The organism is Pseudonocardia petroleophila, assembly GCF_014235185.1.
In the GTDB taxonomy this organism is placed as follows: domain Bacteria; phylum Actinomycetota; class Actinomycetes; order Mycobacteriales; family Pseudonocardiaceae; genus Pseudonocardia; species Pseudonocardia petroleophila.
This window is the reverse complement of record NZ_CP060131.1, coordinates 2,213,160-2,231,368: the sequence shown is the minus strand read 5'-3', so window position 1 is coordinate 2,231,368 and position 18,209 is coordinate 2,213,160. Positions and strand designations below refer to the sequence as shown.

Sequence of the window (18,209 nt, the reverse complement as noted above, 5' to 3'; positions counted from 1 at the left end):
CCTACCCCAGGAAGGCGTTGCGGCGCTGGGACAGCAGCCGGTAGAGCGTGTGCTGGATGGTCTCGCGGACCTGGTCGGTCAGGTTGAACACCAGCATCGGGTCGTCGGCCTCCGACGCCCCCAGCCCCTCGGTGCAGATCGGCTCGCCGAACTCGATGTACCACTTCGACGGCAGCGGGATCAGCCCCAGCGGCCCGAGGTGCGGGAACATCGGCGTCACCGGGAAGTACGGGGCGCCGAACAGGCGGGCGAGCGCCTTGATGTCGCCGAGCTTGGGATAGGTCTCCTCGGCGCCGACGATCGAGCACGGGATGATCGGCACACCGGTGCGCAGCGCCGCGGAGACGAAGCCGCCGCGGCCGAAGCGCTGCAGCTTGTAGCGGTCGCGGAACGGCTTCCCGATGCCCTTGAACCCCTCCGGCCACACCCCGACGAGCTCGCCGGAGGACATGAGGCGCTCGGCGTCGGGCGAGCACGCGAGCGTACTGCCCTGCTTGCGGGCCAGCGAGCCGAGCACCGGCAGCTGGAACATGAGGTCGGCGCCGAGCATCCGCAGGTGCCGCTGGGCGGGGTGGTCGTCGTGCAGGGCGACGGCCGCCATCAGCGCGTCGAGCGGGATCGTCCCGGAGTGGTTGGCGACGATCAGCGCGCCACCGGTGTCGGGCACGTGGTGCATGCCGATGGTCTCGACGCGGAACCAGCGCTCGTAGAGCGGGCGCAGGGCGGGCAGCAGGACGTGGTCGGTGAGCTCGGCGTCGAAGCCGAAGTCGTCGACGGTGTAGTCGCCCGCCAGGCGCCTGCGCAGGAAGGCCAGCGCCTCGACCAGCGGCTCGTCGGCGACGGCGTCGGGCTCCGGCTGCAGCAGCGGCGAGGGCTCCGGCTCCGGCGGCGGGACGGGCTGCCCACCGGCGCCGAGGCGCCAGCGGGTGCGGGCGCCCGTCCGGTCGGCGTGCAGCGGGATGACGTGGGCGTCGGACACGGCGGTCCTCCTCGCGTCGGCGTGCGTCACCGGAGGCTCCGGGCGGCGGCGAGCAGGCCGCGCTCGACCGTCTCGATCTGGTCGGTGGAGATGACCGGGCGCAGTGCGCGGCCGCGCACGTAGTCGTCGAACGCCTGGGTCGTGGTCCAGCGCGGGGTGAAGCCGAACTGGCGGCGCAGCCTGCCGGTGTCGACGACCCGGCCGAAGTTGAGGAAGCGCATCTGCTCCGGGGAGAAGTCGACGAGCCGCGCGCCGCGGAAGATCCGGCTCACCGGCCCGACGGCGCCGCTGGGCACCGGCAGCGGGACGCGCCCGGCGCGGCGGATGGCCTGCGAGAGCAGCAGCACGCCGTCGGCGGCGACGTTGTAGACACCGGGGATGTCGTGGCTCGTGGCGCGCTCCAGCACGGCGAGGGCGTCCTCCTCGTGCAGGAGCTGCACCCGGGCGTCGTAGCCGAGGACCGTCGGGATGACCGGCAGCGCGAAGTAGCGCGTGAGCACCGTGTCGATGCGCGGGCCGATGAAGTTGGAGAACCGCAGGACGGTGACCGACACGTCGGGGCGGCGCCGGCCGAAGCCGCGCAGGTAGCCCTCGATCTCGACGGCGTCCTTCGCGTACCCGCCCGACGGCAGGTCCTTGGGCGTGGTGGTCTCGTCGAACAGCGCCGGGTCGCGGGGGCTCGACCCGTAGACCGCGGTGGTGGACTTGAGCACCATCCGCTTGATCGTCGGCGCCTTCTGGCACGCGGCGAGGAGCTGCATCGTCCCGATGACGTTCATCTCCTTCATCGTGGCGCGCCCCCCGGAGGATCCCGGGTTGGCCGACAGCGACGCGTGCACGACGGTGTCGACCTCGGCGTGCTCGATGACCTTGGAGATGAGCGGGTTCCGGATGTCGGCGCGGACGAACTCGGCGCGCCCCATCCGGCGGAGCAGGTCGCGCGGCGGGGGGACGGTGTCGACCCCCAGGACGCGGTCGATGTCGGGGTTGGCGGCGAGCCGGGCGGCGAGGTGCCCGCCCAGGAAGCGGCTGACCCCCGTGACGAGCACGACAGATGGCGTCACGGGCCTACTCCGAAGAACGAACGATGCGGTGAGTGGCCGATGCTAGACCCTGCGCACCCACCGCGGGGCCGGGTCGTGGTCACCGACACCCGCGGGGAGGGGGCCGGCGGTCACCCGCCGGCGCGCCTCACTTGCCGAGCTTGCGACGCTGCACGCGGGTCTTGCGGAGAAGCTTGCGGTGCTTCTTCTTCGACATCCGCTTGCGGCGCTTCTTGATGACTGAACCCATGCTGGGGTGCCTTCCTGGTCTGCTGGTGGAACCACGGCCCGATCCCGCGGCGCGGTGAGCGCCGGCGGGTGGGCGATGCGTCGGTCCCACCTTACCGGGGCACTCCGGCGGGGTATCAGCCCGCGTCGAAGTACGCGTTGCGGAGGTAGTCCTCGACCGCGGGCTTGGGCACGCGGAAAGAGCGGCCGACCCGCGCCGCCGGTAGTTCGCCGGAGTGCACGAGGCGGTACACGGTCATCTTCGAGACCCGCATGGTCGCCGCGACCTCGGCCACGGTCAGGAACTGCACCTGGGCGAACCCGTGCTGTTCGGATGCCATCCCGCTCACCGCTTTCGTCGGCACTGGTGTATCGCGTGAGCTTAGCTTTCCCCCTGTGACTGCTGTGACACGCATCGCCACACGTGTGTGGGATACAGCCTCGCGTCAGGGTGACGCGGGGTCGTCCGATCGGGTCACCCGGCCTGCCGCCGCGCGACCCAGTTCGACCGATCGATCGCGCGCCGCCTCGATCGCGTCGATCAGCGCGGCCCGCACGCCGTGCTTCTCCAGCTCCCGGACGGCGGCGATCGTGGTGCCCGCCGGGGAGGTCACGGCCTCGCGCAGGATCACCGGGTGGTCGTCGGACTCGCGGAGCATCACCGCGGCCCCGTACGCCGACTGCACGATCAGGTCGGCCGCGACCGCGCGCGGCAGCCCGAGCAGGATCCCGGCGTCGATCATGGCCTCGACCAGGTAGAAGAAGTACGCGGGGCCCGACCCGGACAACGCGGTCACGGCGTCCTGCTGCCCCTCCGGCACCCGCACGACCCGACCGACGGACCCGAGCATCTTCTCGACGGCGGCGAGCTGCTCGTCGGTGCTGTGGGCGCCGCCGGACACCGCGCTCATCGCCTCCCCGACCAGCATCGGCGTGTTCGGCATGACCCGCACCGCGGCGGTCCCGGCGGGCAGCCCGCCCTCGATGACGGCCAGCGGGATGCCCGCGCACAGCGACACCACGAGCGCTCCCGGACGGATCTCCGCGGCCAGCTCGGTGAGCACCGGCACGATGTCCTGCGGCTTGACGGCGATGACGACGATCTCGGCGTGCGCCGCGGCCGCCGCGACGTCCACCGCGGCGACGCCCAGACGCCCGGACAGCTCCGCCGCGCGCTCCGGGTGCCGCTCGGTGAACACCAGGTCCCCGGGCGCCCGTCCTGCCGCCAGCAGGCCCGCCAGCAGCGCCTCGCCGATCTTCCCCGCCCCGAGCACCGCGATCCGTGTCATGGGAGGAGACGGTAGCCCGCCCTACCGGGGCAGCGGCGCCAGCGCCAGCTGCCGGGCCTGGCAGACCAGCCGGCCCGCGGCGTCGACGACGGTGGCGTCCTCGTCGAACCAGGTGCCCGCGACGGTCCGCGACCGCGACTCCACCCGCAGCCAGCCCGGGGCGGGCTTGGCGCGCAGCAGGGCCGTCAGCTGGACGGTGGGTGCCCAGCCGAAGCGGCCGCCGACGTTGAACACGGTCGGCGGGAGGATGTCGCCCGCCATCAGGGCGTAGAGGACGTCGGTGGGCTCGTCGCGCGGGCGGGTCCAGCCGCGCACCACCGGCGCCGCCTGCGCCCGGCGCATGAACGCCGTGGAGGACACGTCGAAGCGCAGGTCGCACGACGTCGACAGGCCGAACACGGTCTCCGCCGAACCGGGGTCGAACGCGTCGGCCGGGGGCTCGGCCGCCATCTCCGGCAGCTCCGCGTACTGCGGCTCGTCGGCGGGCAGCACCCCGCCGGTGACGGTGGCCGCGAGCATCGCCTTCCCGCCCTGGGTCATCCGCACCTGCACCACCGACGCCGTGCGGCCCAGCTTGAGCACCTCCGTCGTCATCTCGACGGGGCCGGGATCCGGCGCGCGCAGGAAGTCGGCGGCGATCGCCAGCGGGTCGGGGGCCGCGCCGGGCGCGTCGGCGGCGAGCCGGGCCAGCCCGGCACGGGTGAGCAGCACCAGCAGCAGCCCGCCGTGCGCCTTGGGGCCGACCGTCCAGTGCTGCCCGAGCTCCGCGGTGAACCGGCCGTCGCCGAGGTCCTCGATGCCGATGGCACGGCGGAACGGCGCCGTCTCGGTACCTGTCGTCATGCGCTAGCTCTACCACGCACCCGCGGCCCGGCCGGTGTGATCAGGGCAACGCGGGATTGGGGGCGGCCTGCAGGTGCAGGCGCGCGAACAGCAGCGACTCGGCCAGCAGCGCCGTGCGCTCGTAGCGGGTGCGGCAGCGGCGCGTGCTCACCTCGAGCACCACGACGCCGGAGAACCCGGACGCCGTGAGCCGCTCGCACACCTCCGCGCACGGCTGCGTGCCGCGTCCGGGCACCAGGTGCTCGTCGCGGGGCGCGCCGCTGCCGTCGGTGAGGTGCAGGTGGGTGAGGCGCTCGCCCATGCGGTCGAGCATGGCGAGCGCGTCGGAGCCCGCGGCGGCGGTGTGCGACAGGTCGAGCGTGTAGTGCGCGTGGCCGACCTCGGTGGGGTCGAAGCCGGGGCTGTACGGCACGGCGCGGACCGGGCCGCGCTGCACCGGGAACATGTTCTCGACCGCCAGCGCGATGCCGCTGTACTCCCCGGCCCGGGCCACCTCGCCGGCGAACTGCGCGGCGTAGCGGCGCTGCCAGCGGAACGGCGGGTGCAGGACGACGGTGGACGCGCCCAGCTTCGCCGCGGCGTCGACGGACCGGCGGATGCGGACGATCGGGTCAGCGCCCCAGACCCGCTGCGTCACGGCGAGGCAGGGGGCGTGCACCGCCAGCACCGGCACGCCGTGGCGCTCGGCGAGCCGGTCGACCGCGGCGACGTCCTGGCTCACCGGGTCGGACCAGACCATCAGCTCGACGCCGTCGTAGCCCAGCTCCGCGGCCACCTCGAAACCCGCCGCGACCGGCTCCGGGTAGACCGATGCCGTGGACAGGGCGACCGGCGGCGAGGGCCTCATCTGCCCATGAGTACCAGGATCGCGGGCGACACGGTGAGCAGGAGCCCCACCAGGACCGCGAAGATCGTGGTGCGGCGGTCGTCGTTGTGCAGCAGCGCGCGGACGATCACCACGAGCCCGACGGTGACCAGCACCGCGGACGCCAGCGCGACGACGGGCAGGTTGCGCCACAGGAACCGGAACAGCACCCACAGCACCGCGCCGCCGAGCGCCCCGGCGATCCACTGCCCCATCACCGCCGCCCACGTGGGGGCGGCGGCGTCCTTCGCCGCGGAACCGCGGCCGAGGCGGCGCTCGCGCGGGGGCGGGCCGTCGCCCCGCTTCTCCAGGTCGACCGCGCCGAGCCCGGCCGGTCCCTCGTCGGCGTCGACGGGGCCCACGGGCAGGGGCGGGCCGTCGTCGACCCCGACCCCGTCGCGCACGGCGTCCTCGGTGCGGGCCCGGTGCCACGACTCGGCCCCTGCGGGGGCCATGCCGATCATCGTCGACGGACCGGCGTCCCCGTCGTCCTCGGCGGACGCCGGATCGGCGGACGCCGGATCGGCGGACGCCGGATCGACGGACCCCGGATCGACGGGTGCGGCCTTCTGCTGCGGGATCGGCCGGGTGAAGAGGTCCTCGGCCTCCGGCGGGTCGTCGCGGTAGCGCGGCATCACGTCGGTGGGGCGGTCGCGCTCCGGGGCCGCAGGGCCCTGCTGGTCGCCCTGGGGCCGGTCGACCTGGGGCCGGTCGGCCGCCGGCGGCGCGACGGGCGGCGTCTGCCGGGCGGGCGGCGCGACCGGTGGGGCCTGCACCGCGGGCGGCGCGACGGCGGGACGGGCCGCGGCGGGCGCCGGGCCCTCGGGCGCCTGGACCGGTGCCGGAGCCGCGACGGGGGGCGGCGGGACCGGCCGGCGCTGCGGCTGCTGGACCGGGGCCGCCGAGGCCTGCGCGGGCGAGACCTGCTGCGGCTGGACCTGCTGCGGCGGCGCGGAGGCCGCCGGGCGGCGCTCGTCGGGTCCGGCGGTGCGCGCGGGCGGGACGGGGTCGCGCAGGACCGACCGGTCCGGCGGCGCGAACGGGGCGACCGGGTCCCGCGTGACGACCGGCGCCTGCGCACCGGGCGGGGCACCCTCGTCGGGCTCGTCGCTCTCCCGGCGGCGTCGACGACGCCCGGACGGGCCGCCGTTGCCGTGCTCGGCGAGCAGCTCGGCGACGGTGCGCTGACGGGGGTGGTCGGTCTCGGAACTCATCCAGTACACCGTGCCTCGTACGACGTCAAGCGTCCAAGTCCGTTCGGCGCGTCCTGCGCCGAGCGGTCGGTCTGTGCCGAGGGCGGGCGGGTCGACGCCTCCAGCGTGTCGAGCCGACGGAGGATGACGCCCTCCCGCAGGGCCCACGGGCAGATCTCCAGCTGCGTGATCTGCAGGGCCCGCATCGCGGCCTCGGCGACCAGCGCGCCCGCCACGAGCTGGTGGGCCCGGCTGGGGCTCACGCCCTCCAGCTCGGCGAGGTCGCCCGCCGACATGCGGGTGATGAACGCGGCGAGCTGGCGCAGCCCGACGTCGGTGAGCAGGCGCCGCGCCCGCGGCCCTGCGCTCGACGGCGCCGCCCCGGTGAGCCGGGCCAGCGAGCGGAAGGTCTTCGACGTGCCGACCGCGAGGTCCGGTGCACCGGCCCGCCTCATCCGCCGGGCGACGGGGGCGAGCTCGGCGTCGAGGTGGGCGCGCAGGGCGTCGATCTCGCGGCGCGAGGGCGGGTCGGACCGGAACCACTCGCGCGTGAGCCGCCCGGCCCCGAGCGGCAGCGACGCGGCCACCGCCGGGTGCTCGTCGCGACCGGCCGCGAGCTCGAGCGACCCGCCGCCGATGTCGAGCACCAGCAGCCGCCCCGCCGACCAGCCGTACCAGCGGCGGACGGCGAGGAAGGTGTAGCGCGCCTCGTCGTCACCGGGCAGGACCTGCAGGCCGACGCCGGTCTCGTCGCGGACCCTGGCGAGCACGGCCGCGGAGTTGGTGGCGTCGCGCAGGGCGGAGGTGGCGAACGCGAGCAGGTCGGTGCAGCCCGCCTCCTGCGCCGCGGCCCCGGCCTTCGCGACGGTGCGGACCAGCCGGTCGGCCCCGGCCTTCGTCAGCGCACCGGAGGGGTCGAGGTTCTCGGCGAGGCGCAGCTCGTCCTTCTCCGACGTCATCGGCGTCGGGTGCCCACCGCGATGCGCGTCCACCACGAGCAGATGGACGGTGTTGGAACCGACGTCGAGCACACCCAGGCGCACGACCCCACGCTACCGCCACTCCGTGACGCCGCCGTGACCGAACCCGTCACACTGCGGATTCAACGGCTACGGGGCGTGACGAACCGGTCTCAGCTGCCCCGCAGGTCGGCCAGCAGCTCGACCTGTCCGGAGAGCACGCCGGTGAGGATCGAGCGGGCCACCGCGAGCAGATCGGCGACCTCGTCGCTGGTCAGCGCGTAGTGCACCGCCGACCCCTCCTTGCGCGTGACGACGAGACCGGCCCGGCGCAGCACGGCCAGCTGCTGCGACAGGCTGCTGGGCTCGACCCCGATCTCGGCGAGCAGCTCCGACACCGCGTGCTCGCGCACGCTGAGCAGCTCCAGCACGCGGATCCGCACCGGGTGGCCGAGGGTCTTGAAGAACTCGGCCTTGAGCTGGTAGAGCGGCCTGCTCATCTCGCGTCGACCCCCTTCACCGGCCCCATCATGCCGGTCCGGCCAGCACCCCGTCGGCCTGCAGCCGCTGCCGCGCCGCGGCGATGGCCTGCGGGGTCGTGCCGAAGACCCGTCCCTCCGCCCGCAGCCGGGTGAGGACGTCGAGGGCGTCGAAGGGGCGGTGGTGGCCGTCGCGGACACCGGAGACGTAGACGACGACCCCCCGGCGCTCGAGCGCGGCGATCGCGTCCCGCAGCGCCAGCGCCCCGCTCGCGTCGACCGTCGTGACGTGCGACAGGCGCAGGATCACCACCGCCACGTCGACGATGCCGGGCAGCTCGACCAGGAACCGGTGGGCCGCGGCGAAGAACAGCGGGCCGTCGAGGCGGAACGCCACGATGTGCTGGGCCAGCAGGGCGTGCTCGCGCTCGGCGTCGCCGGGGGGCAGGTCGTCGGCGAGGCCGACCTGCTCCAGCCGCGCCTGCCGGGCGACCGCGCGCAGGGCGAGCACGCCCGCGGTCAGCAGACCGATCCCGATCGCCCAGATCAGGTCGACGGCGACGGTGGCGACCGCGGTGAGCACGAGCACCGCCGCGTCGGCGCGGGTCGCGCGGGCCATCGACCAGAGGCTGCGCACGTCGACCATCCGGACGGCCGTGGCCAGCAGGACACCGGCCAGCGCCGCGACCGGCACCAGCGCCACCGTCCACGCCGCGAGGTAGACGACCCCGGCCAGCAGAACGGCGTGGCTCAGCGCGGCCAGCCGGGAGGTCGCGCCGGCCCGCACGTTCACCGCGGTCCGCGCGATCGCCCCCGTGGCGGGCACCCCGCCGAACAGCGGGGCGACGAGGTTGGCCAGCCCCTGGCCGACGAGCTCCCGGTCGGGGTCGTGCCGGTCCCCGACCGACAGCCCGTCGGCCACCTGGGCCGAGAGCAGCGACTCCAGCGCGGCCAGCGCGGCCACCGCGGCCGCGGCGGGCAGCAGCGCGCCGAGCGTCGACGGGTCGAGGAAGGCCAGCGACGGCGCCGGCAGCCCGGCGGGCAGCGCCCCGATCAGCCGGAGGTCCAGGGGCGCGACCAGCGCGACCACCGTGGCCAGCACGACGCCGACCAGCGAGAACGGCACGCCCGGGCGCAGGCGCGCCCCCACCAGCGCGAGCGCGGCGACCGCGGCGGCCACGCCGATCTCGGGCCAGTGCGGGGTCGCGACGAAGGCGGCCACGGCGTTCCCGGCGACGGCGAGCACCCGCTCCCCGTCCGCGTGGACGCCCAGGGCCAGCGGGAACTGCTGCAGCGCGATGACGCACGCGATGCCGAACGTGAACCCCTCGACCACCGAGGCCGGCACGTAGCGCATCAGGCGCCCGACGCCCAGCACGGCCATCGCCAGCAGGATCAGCCCGGCCATCAGGCCGACGGTCAGCACCCCGGACGGCCCGTGGACCGCGACGATCGGCACGATCACGACCGTCATGGCCCCGGTGGGCCCGGAGACCTGGGTCGCCGATCCGCCGAAGAGCGCGGCGAGCACCCCCGCGACGACGGCGGTGGCCAGACCGGCCGCCGCGCCGAGGCCCGAGGAGACGCCGAAGCCCAGCGCCAGCGGCAGCGCGACGACGGCGACGGTGAGCCCCGCGGTCAGGTCACGCCGCGGGGACCGCCCCATCGCCCGCAGGTCCTCGGCGGCGGGCAGCAGCCGCCGCATCCCGAACCGCGCCCCGGGCGCGGTCGGGCGCCCCCCGCCCCGACCGATCGCCACCATCGGCTGAGCATTTCACAACATTTGCAAGTGTCGAACACTTCATGGGGAGACCCTGCTCACCGGCTACCCCTCGAACTTGTAGCCGAGCCCCCGCACGGTGACCAGGTGCTTCGGGGCGCCCGGGTCGGCCTCGACCTTGCTGCGCAACCGCTTGACGTGCACGTCGAGGGTCTTCGTGTCGCCGACGTAGTCGGCCCCCCAGACCCGGTCGATGAGCTGGCCGCGGGTGAGCACCCGGCCGACGTTGCGCAGCAGGTACTCCAGCAGGTCGAACTCCTTGAGCGGGAGCGCCACGTCGGCACCTCCCACCGAGACGACGTGCCGCTCGACGTCCATCCGCACCGGCCCGGCCTCCAGCACCGCACCGCTGCTCCAGCCTCCGGATCCGTCCAGCTCCGCGCCGCCCTCGCCGCCGCGGCGCAGCACCGCGCGGACGCGGGCGATCAGCTCGCGCGCCGAGTAGGGCTTGGTGACGTAGTCGTCGGCGCCCAGCTCCAGGCCCACGACCTTGTCGATCTCGCTGTCGCGGGCCGTCACCATGATCACCGGGACGGCGGAGCGGGTGCGCAGCGCCTTGCAGACGTCGGTGCCGCTCATGCCCGGGAGCATGAGGTCGAGCAGCACGATGTCGGCGCCGTTGCGGTCGAACTCCTCGAGCGCGTCCTGGCCGGTCGCGGCCACGGCCGTCGTGAAGCCCTCCTTGCGCAGCAGGAACGCGAGCGGGTCGGCGAAGGACTCCTCGTCCTCGACGATCAGAACCCTGGTCATCCTGTCCTCCTCGGTCCGTGACTCCCCTGCAGGGCGACGCCCTCGGGGTCGTCGTCGTCGATGTCGTCGAGCTCCGCCACGTGGACCGGCAGCCGCATCGTGAACGTGGACCCGGTGCCGGGGCTGCTCCACAGCCGCACCTCGCCCCCGTGGTTGGCCACCACGTGCTTGACGATCGCGAGCCCCAGCCCGGTGCCGCCGGTCGCGCGCGAGCGCGCCGGGTCGACGCGGAAGAAGCGCTCGAACACGCGCGCCTGGTGCTCGGGGGCGATGCCGATGCCGCGGTCGGTGACCGAGACCTCCACCCAGTCCCCGACCCGCCGCCGCGAGACCGACACCGACGCCTCCGACGGCGAGTACGCGATCGCGTTCTCGACGAGGTTGGACAGCGCGGTGACCAGCAGCGTGCGGTCGCCGTCGACCTCCAGGCCGGTGGGCCGGTCGACGGTGATGTCGATGCGCGAGCCCTCGGCGGACAGCCGGCTGCGGGCCATCGCCTCGCGCACCACCTCGTCGACGTCGACGACGCACAGCTCGGGCAGCCGCTCGGCCCCGGTCAGCCGCGACAGCGCGATCAGCTCGGTGACCAGCGCGCCGAGCCGGTTGGCCTCGTTGAGGATCTTCGTGCCGAACCGGCGGACCTCGACGGCGTCGTCCGCCGCGTCCAGCACCGCCTCGGCGAGCAGGCCGACCGCGCCGACGGGGGTCTTGAGCTCGTGGCTGACGTTGGCGACGAAGTCGCGACGGGTCGCCTCGAGCCGCACCGCGTCGGAGGTGTCGGAGGCCTCGGCGACGGTGTAGCCGCCGCCGAGCGGGCGCACGTCGGCGACGACGGCCGCGGGCTGGCGGCCGCGGTGGTCGAGCGGGGAGAGGTCGACGGTGGCGGGCTGCCCCGAGCTCTCCGCCCGCTGGCACGCCGCCCAGGCCCGCGCGTCCGGCAGGCCCCCGCGCACCAGCCCCAGCTCGACGGCGCGGTCGTTGTGCAGCACCACGTCACCGGCGCGGGTGAAGACCGCGAGCCCGGCGTCGGAGGAGCGGAACACGCGCTCCAGGAGGTCGGCCATCGGCGGGCCGGGGGTCGGTGGGGCCGGGACGGGGGCGGGCTCGACCCGCCGACGCCCGGTACGCATCCCGACAACGACGCCGAGCACGAGAGCGGCGGCCGCGATCAGCACGCACAGCAGTGCGGTCACGGGCGGCATCGTAGGCAGCCCGACGGCCGCGTTGGCCAGTCCGGAGGGCCGGTCGTGACCGCGGTGACGTCCGGGAGCGGCACATTTCGGCCCTCGTTCACACCGCGTTCATTCCGCCCGGCGTTCGCCCCCCGATCGCAGCAAGGCCACCTTCACGCAACGAGATGGCGTGAAGGTGGCCTTGCTGCAACGGCGGGACGGGGGTCAGCGCCCCTGCGAGGCCACCGCGGCCGCGGCGTCGGCGGCCGCCTGCGGGTCGAGGTAGGTGCCGCCGGGGACCGTCGGGCGCAGGTCGTCGTCGAGGTCGTAGCGCAGCGGCATGCCGGTGGGGATGTTGAGCCCGGCGATGTCGGCGTCGGAGATGCCGTCGAGGTGCTTGACGAGCGCGCGCAGCGAGTTGCCGTGCGCGGCCAGCAGCACGACCTTCCCGGCCCGCAGGTCGGGCACCACCGCGGACTCCCAGTAGGGCAGGAAGCGCGTCACGACGTCCTTGAGGCACTCGGTGCGCGGGACGGGCGTGCCGGCGTAGCGGGGGTCGCCGCTCTGGTCGAACTCGGAGCCGACCTCGATCTCCGGCGGCGGGGTGTCGTAGGAACGGCGCCAGAGCATGAACTGCTCCTCGCCGAACTCCGCGAGCGTCTGCTTCTTGTCCTTGCCCTGCAGCGCGCCGTAGTGGCGCTCGTTGAGGCGCCAGTCGCGCTTCACCGGGATCCAGTGCCGGTCGCACGCGTCGAGCGCGAGGTGCGCGGTGGAGATCGCGCGGCGCATCAGCGAGGTGTGCACGACGTCGGGCAGCAGCCCGGCCTCGCGCAGCAGCTCACCGCCGCGGCGGGCCTCCTGCTCGCCGGTCTCGGTGAGCGGCACGTCCACCCAGCCGGTGAAGAGGTTCTCGGCGTTCCACGCGCTCTGCCCGTGACGGAGCAGCACCAGGGTTCCCATGGCGATCACTCTGCCAGCCGCGGCACCTGCCCCGGGCACACGGTCGGTGCGTCGAGCCCGTCCAGGATCGTGCGGCCGATCGCGCGGAGCTGCTCCACCTGCTCGGCGGTGAGCCGGTCGAACACGTGCGCGCGCACCGTGGCGACGTGGCCGGGGGCGGCCGCGGCGAGGACGTCGAACCCGGCGTCGGTGAGCCGGGCGAGCGTGCTGCGCCGGTCGTCGGGGCACGGGACGCGCCGGACCCAGCCGTTGCCCTCCAGCCGCGACACCGCGTGCGAGAGCCGGCTCTGCGAGCTCTGCGTCATGACGGCCAGGTCGCTCATCCGCAGCGTGCGACCGGGCACGTCGGACAGCATCGCCAGGATCAGGTAGTAGGCGTGCGGCAGCCCCGCGTCGCGCTGGAGCTGGCGATCGAGCGCCGCGTCCAGGAGCGTGGACGCCGCCTGGAACGTCAGCCACGCGTCGAGCTGGTCGTCGGTGAGCCACCTGTCGTCCGTCACGCCGCACAGCCTAACCGAAGACAGTTGAACTTTCATGTGTTAATCTGTGAGCGTTCAACAAAAGGAGATCCGATGCCCGTCCAGCGCCTCAACCACGCCGTCCTCTACGTCCGCGACCTCGAGACGAGCGTCGCGTTCTACCACGACGCCCTCGGCTTCCGCACCGTCGCCGGCGTCCCCGGCCGCGCCGCGTTCCTGCAGGCGGAGGGCTCGACCAACGACCACGACCTCGGCCTGTTCGCCATCGGCACGCAGGCGGGGGCCTCCGGCGCCGGCCGGAGCACGGTGGGGCTCTACCACCTGGCCTGGGAGGTCGACACCCTCGGTGAGCTGCGGCGCATCGCCGGCGTGCTGCGCGGGAACGGGGCGCTGGTCGGCGCGTCCGACCACGGCAGCACCAAGGCGCTCTACGCGCACGACCCCGACGGCATCGAGTTCGAGGTGAGCTGGCTGGTGCCCGCCGCCCTGCTCGACGGCGACGCGACGCTCCGCACGGAGGCGCTCGACATCGACGCGGAGATCGCCCGCTACGGGGCCGACACCCGCGGCGGCGTGGGCGTCTCGGTGCCCGTCGGCTGAGCGCCGTCGGCCGCGCGCAGCTGGCGGGTCAGCTGGTCGAGGGTGCGCCGGAGCTCGGCGATGTGCTCGTGGGACATCCCGGTGGCCCGGCGGACCCGGCGCTGGATGTCGGGCACCTGCTCGCGCAGCTCGCGACCGGCCGGCGTCAGCGACACCAGCACCGAGCGCTCGTCGCTCTCCTGGCGGCGCCGGGCGACGAACCCGGCCGCCTCCAGCCGCTTGAGCAGCGGCGAGAGCGTGCCGGTCTCCAGCTGCAGCGCCGAGCCGATCGAGGTGACCGTGGCCTCCTCGCGCTCCCACAGCACGAGCATCACCAGGTACTGCGGGTAGGTGATGCCGACGGCGTCGAGCTGGGGGCGGTAGCAACCGATCATCGCGCGGGACGCGGCGTAGAGCGAGAAGCACAGTTGCTCGTCCAGGTTCATCGACCATGCGGTCTCCTGCTGCGCCATCGAACCACTGTAGGCCTCCCGCCGGCCCCCTCGCCCGCGGCCCGCGCGATCCGGCCGTCCGGCTGCGCCGATCGACCCCTGCCGGCCCCCGGTCCGACCCGGATACCGTGCGGCCCGTGCGCCTGGTGACCTCCGTCGACGTCGACGACCCCGCCGCCGTCACGATCACGGTGTCGGCCCGGCACGAGCTGGAGCTCCCCGACGGCCGGCGGGTGCTGCTGCTCGACGACCGCGGCTGGGGATCGACCCAGCGGTGGGCCGGGGCCTCGGCGGAGGGCCTGCGGGAGACGACGCGCGCGGTGGTGGGGCCGGACGAGCCGACCGGCGGCCGCACCGCCGAGGAGATGGCCGCGGGCCACTGGACCCACCTGCAGCAGGTGGCGCGCCACCACGGCGCACCGGTCGACGCGGACGAGCTGCGGCGGCTGCCGCACGACGTCGTGCTGGGCGCGGACGTCCTCGCCCGGATCCGCCCGTCCGGCTAGGCCTACTGCCCGACGCGCCCGTCGATCCGCTCCCGCAGCAGGTCGACGTGCCCCATGTGCCGGGCGTACTCGGTGATCATCTCGACCAGCACCTCGCGCAGCGACATCGGCCCGCCGCCGCTCCCGTGGAGGTTGCCGGGGTCGTCGGCGGTCACGTCGAGCCCGGGGGCCGCGTCGACGAACCGCGTGGCGAAGTCGACCTCGGCCCGCCACGCCTCCCACGCCCGGGCGACGACCCCGGGGTCGGGCACGGCCCCGTCGAAGTCGCCGTCGCGGTCGGTCTCCGAGGTGAACAGCCGCGGCGCGTCCCGGCCCGCCATCAGCACCCGGAACGTCAGCCGCTCCACCTCGGCGAGGTGGCGCACCAGCCCCAGCAGCGACATCGTCGACGGGGGCACCGACCGCCGGGCCATCGCCTCGGCGTCGAGGCCCGCGCACTTCAGCTCCAGCGTGAGGCGCTGGGCGCGCAGCGCCTCGACCAGCGTGGTGCGCTCGTCACCGGCGCGTGGCCGGTGCTCGCGCGGGTCGTCGTCGGACGGCCTGCCGTCGTCGGTGAACATGTCGGCTCGCCGGGTCGTGGTCACGACGCCATCCTGGGCGCCGGGCCGCACGGCGCCAACCGGGTGGGGGGGGGGCCGCCCACCGGGCGGCCCCCGACCCCGGCGTCAGGAACCGGCGTTCTCCCGGGCGCGGAGGTCCTTGCGCAGGATCTTGCCGCTGGCCGACTTCGGGATCTCGTCGATGAACTCCACCACGCGCACCTTCTTGTGCGGGGCGATGCGCTCGGCGACGAAGGACATGACCTCGTCGACGGTGATCTCGGTGCCCTGCTGCGTCACGACGAACGCCTTCGGGACCTCCTCGCCCTCATCGTCCTTCACCCCGATGACGGCGGCGTCGGCGATCTTCGGGTTGGTCAGCAGCAGGGCCTCCAGCTCGGCGGGCGGCACCTGGTAGCCCTTGTACTTGATCAGCTCCTTGACGCGGTCGACGATCGAGAACACGCCGTCCTCGGTGACCTCGGCGACGTCGCCGGTGTGCAGGTAGCCGTCGTCGTCGAGCGTGGCGGCGGTGGCCTCGGGGTTGTTGAGGTAGCCGACCATCACGTTGGGGCCCTTGACCCACAGCTCGCCGCGCCCGCCCGGACCGACCTCCTCGCCGGTCTCCGGGTCGACGAGCTTGCACTCGATGTTCGGCAGCGCGAAGCCCGAGGAGTTGAGGTCGAGGTCGGCCCGGTCGTCGGGCATGCAGTGGCTGACGGGCGAGAGCTCCGTCATCCCGTAGCCCTGCAGCACGGTGCAGCCCAGGCGCTTGCCCATCGCGTGCCCGAGCTCGGCGTCGAGCGGGGCGGCGCCGGAGAAGATGATGTCGATGCAGGACAGGTCGTACTGGTCGACGATCGGGTGCTTGGCCAGCGCGACGGCCACCGGCGGCGCGATGTAGACGCGCTGGATCTGGTACTCGGAGATGATCCGCAGGAACTCCGGCAGGTCGAACTTCGGCATCGTGATCACCGTGGCGTTCGCGTGCAGGCCCTGGTTCATCATCACGGTCATGCCGTAGATGTGGAAGAACGGCAGGACCGCGAGGATCCTCGTCTCGCCGGTGACCGTGCCCATCTGCTGGATCTGCAGCAGGTTCGCGACCAGGTTGCGGTGCGTGAGGATGACGCCCTTGGCCAGGCCCGTGGTGCCCGAGGAGTACGGGAGCACCGCGGTGTCGCCCGCGGCGACGTCGGCGGCGGGCACCTCGGCGGTGCTGCCGAGCAGGTCGCGCAGCGAGGGGTAGCCCTCGGCGCCGTCCAGCACGATGATCGAGTCGGCGGGCAGGCCGGCCTGCTCGACGGCCGCGGCCGCACGGTCGAGGAACGGCGACGCGGTGAACAGCAGCTTCGCGCCGGAGTCCCTGAGCTGGTGGGCGAGCTCACCGGGGCTGTAGAGCGAGTTGGCGCTGGTGACGATCGCGTTCGCGCGCAGGATGCCGTGGAACACCGCCGCGTAGTACGGGGTGTTCGGCGAGAAGATGCCGACGACGTCGCCCTTGGTGATGCCGCGCTCGGCCAGCGCCGCCGCGATCCGCTCGGACATCCCGCGGAGCTCGGCGAAGGAGATCGAGGCGCCCGAGCCGCCGTCGATCAGGGCCGGTTCGGCGTCGCGGCCACCGAAGTCGGTGAACAGGAAGTCGAACAGCGAGATCTCGGGGATCTCGACGTCCGGGTACGGGCTGCGAACGGGCATTGCTGCACTCCCTCGGGCACACCCGGACGGACCTGCTCCGGCGGGCGGCCCCAACTCTAGATCCCGGACAGAACGCCCATCGCGTGCCTCAGCCGGTACCCGCACCGGGGACCGCGGGCGCCTCGACCGACGGGAACCCGGTGCCCAGCTGCTCGAGCGCGGACTGGGCCCGCCCCAGCTGGACGTACCCGTAGATCACCACGGCGATGAACAGCAGGCTGGCCAGCGACGTCAGGACGTACGCGGTGATCCGCAGCGCCGTCATCGCCGTGCCGTCGCGCGGCGGGATGATGACCGTCCTGGTGCGGGTCTGCGCGGGCGGGGCGGCCTGCGGGAACGGGTGCGACGGGTGCCCGTAGGGGTCCCGGGGCCCGCGCTGCGGCGGTACGCCGGGCCGGTGCTGCTGCTGGTGCATGTCGGTCACGGCCCTGGCTCCCGTCCTCGCGCGCGACGTCCCCCCGGACGTCTCCTCCCCTGTCGCACCGCCCGGACCAGGCGTTACGTCACCGGCGTGGCGCGGCGACGGCGGCGCACCACCAGCCACACGAGCCCCGCCACCACGGCGGCCACGGGGAGGAACGGCAGCAGGAACCCGAGCACGGTGCCGACCCCGGTGCCCAGCGCCAGCAGCCCCTCCCACCCGGCGGCGAGACCCGGCCCGAAACCGGCGGCCGTCGGCTCGTCGTCGTCGAGGACGTACGGGACGCGGAGGTCGACGGTCAGGGTGGAGAGCGAGACCTGGTCGCGCAGGGCGGCCAGCCGCCCGGTGAGCGAGTCCAGCTCGGCCTCCCGCGCCGTCAGCTCCGACTCGATCGCGACGACCTCGCCGATCGTCGTGGCCTCGGCGAGCAGCGCCCGGACGCGCGCGACGCTCGCCTGCTGGCTGGCCACCCGCGCGTCGAGGTCGACGACCTGCTCCGTCGCGTCGACGACCGACGAGGACCGGTCGGTGACCTCCCCGACGGCGGCGACGGCGTCGAGCACCCGGTCCAGCGCGTCGGCGGGGACCCGCAGCACCACGGAACCGCCGCGGTCGCCGGAGCTCTCCTCGGCGACGAACCCGCCCGCCGCGACGGCGGCCGCGCGCACGTCCCGCACCCCCGCGGCGGCGTCCGGCACCTCGACGGTGACCTGCGCGGTCCGCACCAGCGAGCGCTCCACCGCCCCGACCGGCACCCCGGGCGACGCCGGGGCCGACGGCGCCGCCGCCTCGTCCGCCGACAGCACGCCGTCGCGCGCCCCGGCCCGTTCGGGGGCCGGCTCGGCGAACCCGATCGACGGCGCCGCGGACACCGACGACGAGTCCCCCGCCGACGACCCGCCGCCCCCGCCGACGAGCACCACCGCGAGACCGGCCGACACCAGCAGCGCGGCCCCCACCGCGACCGCCACCCTTCGCGACACCCGTCGAGCCAC

At 74.5% G+C, this 18,209-nt stretch carries 22 protein-coding genes; 2 read left to right on the top strand and 20 right to left on the bottom strand.

Going from position 1 to position 18,209, the window contains the following annotated elements; translation table 11 throughout:
- Position 1: 1 nt before the first annotated feature.
- The 15 genes from H6H00_RS11270 to H6H00_RS11200 all read right to left on the bottom strand — a co-directional run bounded on the left by H6H00_RS11270 (position 2) and on the right by H6H00_RS11200 (position 13,040).
- Complete coding sequence (locus H6H00_RS11270; protein ID WP_379539777.1) at positions 2 to 865, bottom strand: lysophospholipid acyltransferase family protein; 864 nt, start codon at positions 863 to 865, stop codon at positions 2 to 4.
- 140 nt (positions 866 to 1,005) lie between these two features.
- Positions 1,006 to 2,043 carry an NAD-dependent epimerase/dehydratase family protein gene (locus tag H6H00_RS11265; RefSeq protein WP_185721228.1) on the bottom strand — a complete coding sequence of 346 codons (1,038 nt, stop codon included), beginning with the start codon at positions 2,041 to 2,043 and terminating at the stop codon, positions 1,006 to 1,008.
- 127 nt (positions 2,044 to 2,170) lie between these two features.
- A complete protein-coding gene (locus H6H00_RS11260) occupies positions 2,171 to 2,272 on the bottom strand; it encodes a 30S ribosomal protein bS22 (RefSeq protein WP_010241351.1) in 102 nt (33 codons plus the stop codon).
- A gap of 115 nt (positions 2,273 to 2,387) precedes the next feature.
- The gene (locus tag H6H00_RS11255; RefSeq protein ID WP_172157430.1) at positions 2,388 to 2,591 is read right to left on the bottom strand and encodes a helix-turn-helix domain-containing protein; all 204 of its coding nucleotides are present in this window, start codon (positions 2,589 to 2,591) and stop codon (positions 2,388 to 2,390) included.
- Positions 2,592 to 2,696: 105 nt separating this feature from the next.
- A complete protein-coding gene (gene proC / locus H6H00_RS11250) occupies positions 2,697 to 3,539 on the bottom strand; it encodes a pyrroline-5-carboxylate reductase (RefSeq protein ID WP_185721227.1) in 843 nt (280 codons plus the stop codon).
- 21 nt (positions 3,540 to 3,560) lie between these two features.
- Positions 3,561 to 4,382: a thioesterase family protein gene (locus H6H00_RS11245; protein WP_185721226.1), complete on the bottom strand. Its 822-nt coding sequence runs from the start codon at positions 4,380 to 4,382 to the stop codon at positions 3,561 to 3,563.
- Positions 4,383 to 4,422: 40 nt separating this feature from the next.
- Entirely contained in the window at positions 4,423 to 5,229 is an 807-nt protein-coding gene (locus H6H00_RS11240; protein ID WP_185721225.1) for a sugar phosphate isomerase/epimerase family protein, read from the bottom strand.
- Positions 5,226 to 6,461 (bottom strand): Rv0497 family membrane protein, encoded by a 1,236-nt coding sequence (locus tag H6H00_RS11235; protein WP_185721224.1) that lies wholly within the window; start codon positions 6,459 to 6,461, stop codon positions 5,226 to 5,228. Before H6H00_RS11235 ends, H6H00_RS11240 begins: the two co-directional genes overlap by 4 nt.
- Positions 6,458 to 7,483, bottom strand: coding sequence for a Ppx/GppA family phosphatase (locus H6H00_RS11230; protein ID WP_185721223.1), 1,026 nt, complete (start codon positions 7,481 to 7,483; stop codon positions 6,458 to 6,460). The genes H6H00_RS11235 and H6H00_RS11230 overlap by 4 nt, the downstream gene beginning before the upstream one ends.
- A gap of 89 nt (positions 7,484 to 7,572) precedes the next feature.
- Positions 7,573 to 7,899: an ArsR/SmtB family transcription factor gene (locus H6H00_RS11225; RefSeq protein ID WP_185721222.1), complete on the bottom strand. Its 327-nt coding sequence runs from the start codon at positions 7,897 to 7,899 to the stop codon at positions 7,573 to 7,575.
- 28 nt (positions 7,900 to 7,927) lie between these two features.
- Positions 7,928 to 9,640: a SulP family inorganic anion transporter gene (locus tag H6H00_RS11220; protein ID WP_255425700.1), complete on the bottom strand. Its 1,713-nt coding sequence runs from the start codon at positions 9,638 to 9,640 to the stop codon at positions 7,928 to 7,930.
- Positions 9,641 to 9,703: 63 nt separating this feature from the next.
- Positions 9,704 to 10,408: a response regulator gene (locus H6H00_RS11215; protein ID WP_185721221.1), complete on the bottom strand. Its 705-nt coding sequence runs from the start codon at positions 10,406 to 10,408 to the stop codon at positions 9,704 to 9,706.
- Positions 10,405 to 11,601: a sensor histidine kinase gene (locus H6H00_RS11210; RefSeq protein WP_304633104.1), complete on the bottom strand. Its 1,197-nt coding sequence runs from the start codon at positions 11,599 to 11,601 to the stop codon at positions 10,405 to 10,407. Before H6H00_RS11210 ends, H6H00_RS11215 begins: the two co-directional genes overlap by 4 nt.
- Positions 11,602 to 11,805: 204 nt before the next feature.
- The gene (locus tag H6H00_RS11205) at positions 11,806 to 12,549 is read right to left on the bottom strand and encodes a phosphoglyceromutase (protein ID WP_185721219.1); all 744 of its coding nucleotides are present in this window, start codon (positions 12,547 to 12,549) and stop codon (positions 11,806 to 11,808) included.
- Entirely contained in the window at positions 12,546 to 13,040 is a 495-nt protein-coding gene (locus H6H00_RS11200; RefSeq protein WP_255425699.1) for a MarR family winged helix-turn-helix transcriptional regulator, read from the bottom strand. The genes H6H00_RS11205 and H6H00_RS11200 overlap by 4 nt, the downstream gene beginning before the upstream one ends.
- Before the next feature lie 72 nt (positions 13,041 to 13,112).
- Between H6H00_RS11200 and H6H00_RS11195 the strand changes: the two genes are divergently transcribed.
- Entirely contained in the window at positions 13,113 to 13,619 is a 507-nt protein-coding gene (locus tag H6H00_RS11195; RefSeq protein WP_185721217.1) for a VOC family protein, read from the top strand.
- Here H6H00_RS11195 and H6H00_RS11190 read toward each other — a convergent pair.
- Positions 13,568 to 14,071 carry a MarR family winged helix-turn-helix transcriptional regulator gene (locus tag H6H00_RS11190; protein WP_185721216.1) on the bottom strand — a complete coding sequence of 168 codons (504 nt, stop codon included), beginning with the start codon at positions 14,069 to 14,071 and terminating at the stop codon, positions 13,568 to 13,570. The genes H6H00_RS11195 and H6H00_RS11190 overlap by 52 nt on opposite strands.
- A 116-nt stretch (positions 14,072 to 14,187) precedes the next feature.
- On the opposite strand from H6H00_RS11190, the gene H6H00_RS11185 reads away from it, so the two are divergent.
- Positions 14,188 to 14,556 carry a hypothetical protein gene (locus tag H6H00_RS11185; protein ID WP_255425698.1) on the top strand — a complete coding sequence of 123 codons (369 nt, stop codon included), beginning with the start codon at positions 14,188 to 14,190 and terminating at the stop codon, positions 14,554 to 14,556.
- Positions 14,557 to 14,558: 2 nt separating this feature from the next.
- On the opposite strand, the gene H6H00_RS11180 is transcribed toward H6H00_RS11185, so the two are convergent.
- The 4 genes from H6H00_RS11180 to H6H00_RS11165 all read right to left on the bottom strand — a co-directional run bounded on the left by H6H00_RS11180 (position 14,559) and on the right by H6H00_RS11165 (position 18,197).
- Positions 14,559 to 15,140 (bottom strand): DinB family protein, encoded by a 582-nt coding sequence (locus H6H00_RS11180; RefSeq protein ID WP_255425697.1) that lies wholly within the window; start codon positions 15,138 to 15,140, stop codon positions 14,559 to 14,561.
- Positions 15,141 to 15,221: 81 nt separating this feature from the next.
- The gene (locus H6H00_RS11175) at positions 15,222 to 16,793 is read right to left on the bottom strand and encodes a 4-coumarate--CoA ligase family protein (RefSeq protein ID WP_185721215.1); all 1,572 of its coding nucleotides are present in this window, start codon (positions 16,791 to 16,793) and stop codon (positions 15,222 to 15,224) included.
- 88 nt (positions 16,794 to 16,881) lie between these two features.
- A complete protein-coding gene (locus H6H00_RS11170; protein WP_185721214.1) occupies positions 16,882 to 17,217 on the bottom strand; it encodes a hypothetical protein in 336 nt (111 codons plus the stop codon).
- A 74-nt stretch (positions 17,218 to 17,291) separates the two neighbouring features.
- Positions 17,292 to 18,197: a DUF4349 domain-containing protein gene (locus H6H00_RS11165; RefSeq protein WP_185721213.1), complete on the bottom strand. Its 906-nt coding sequence runs from the start codon at positions 18,195 to 18,197 to the stop codon at positions 17,292 to 17,294.
- Positions 18,198 to 18,209 lie beyond the last annotated feature (12 nt).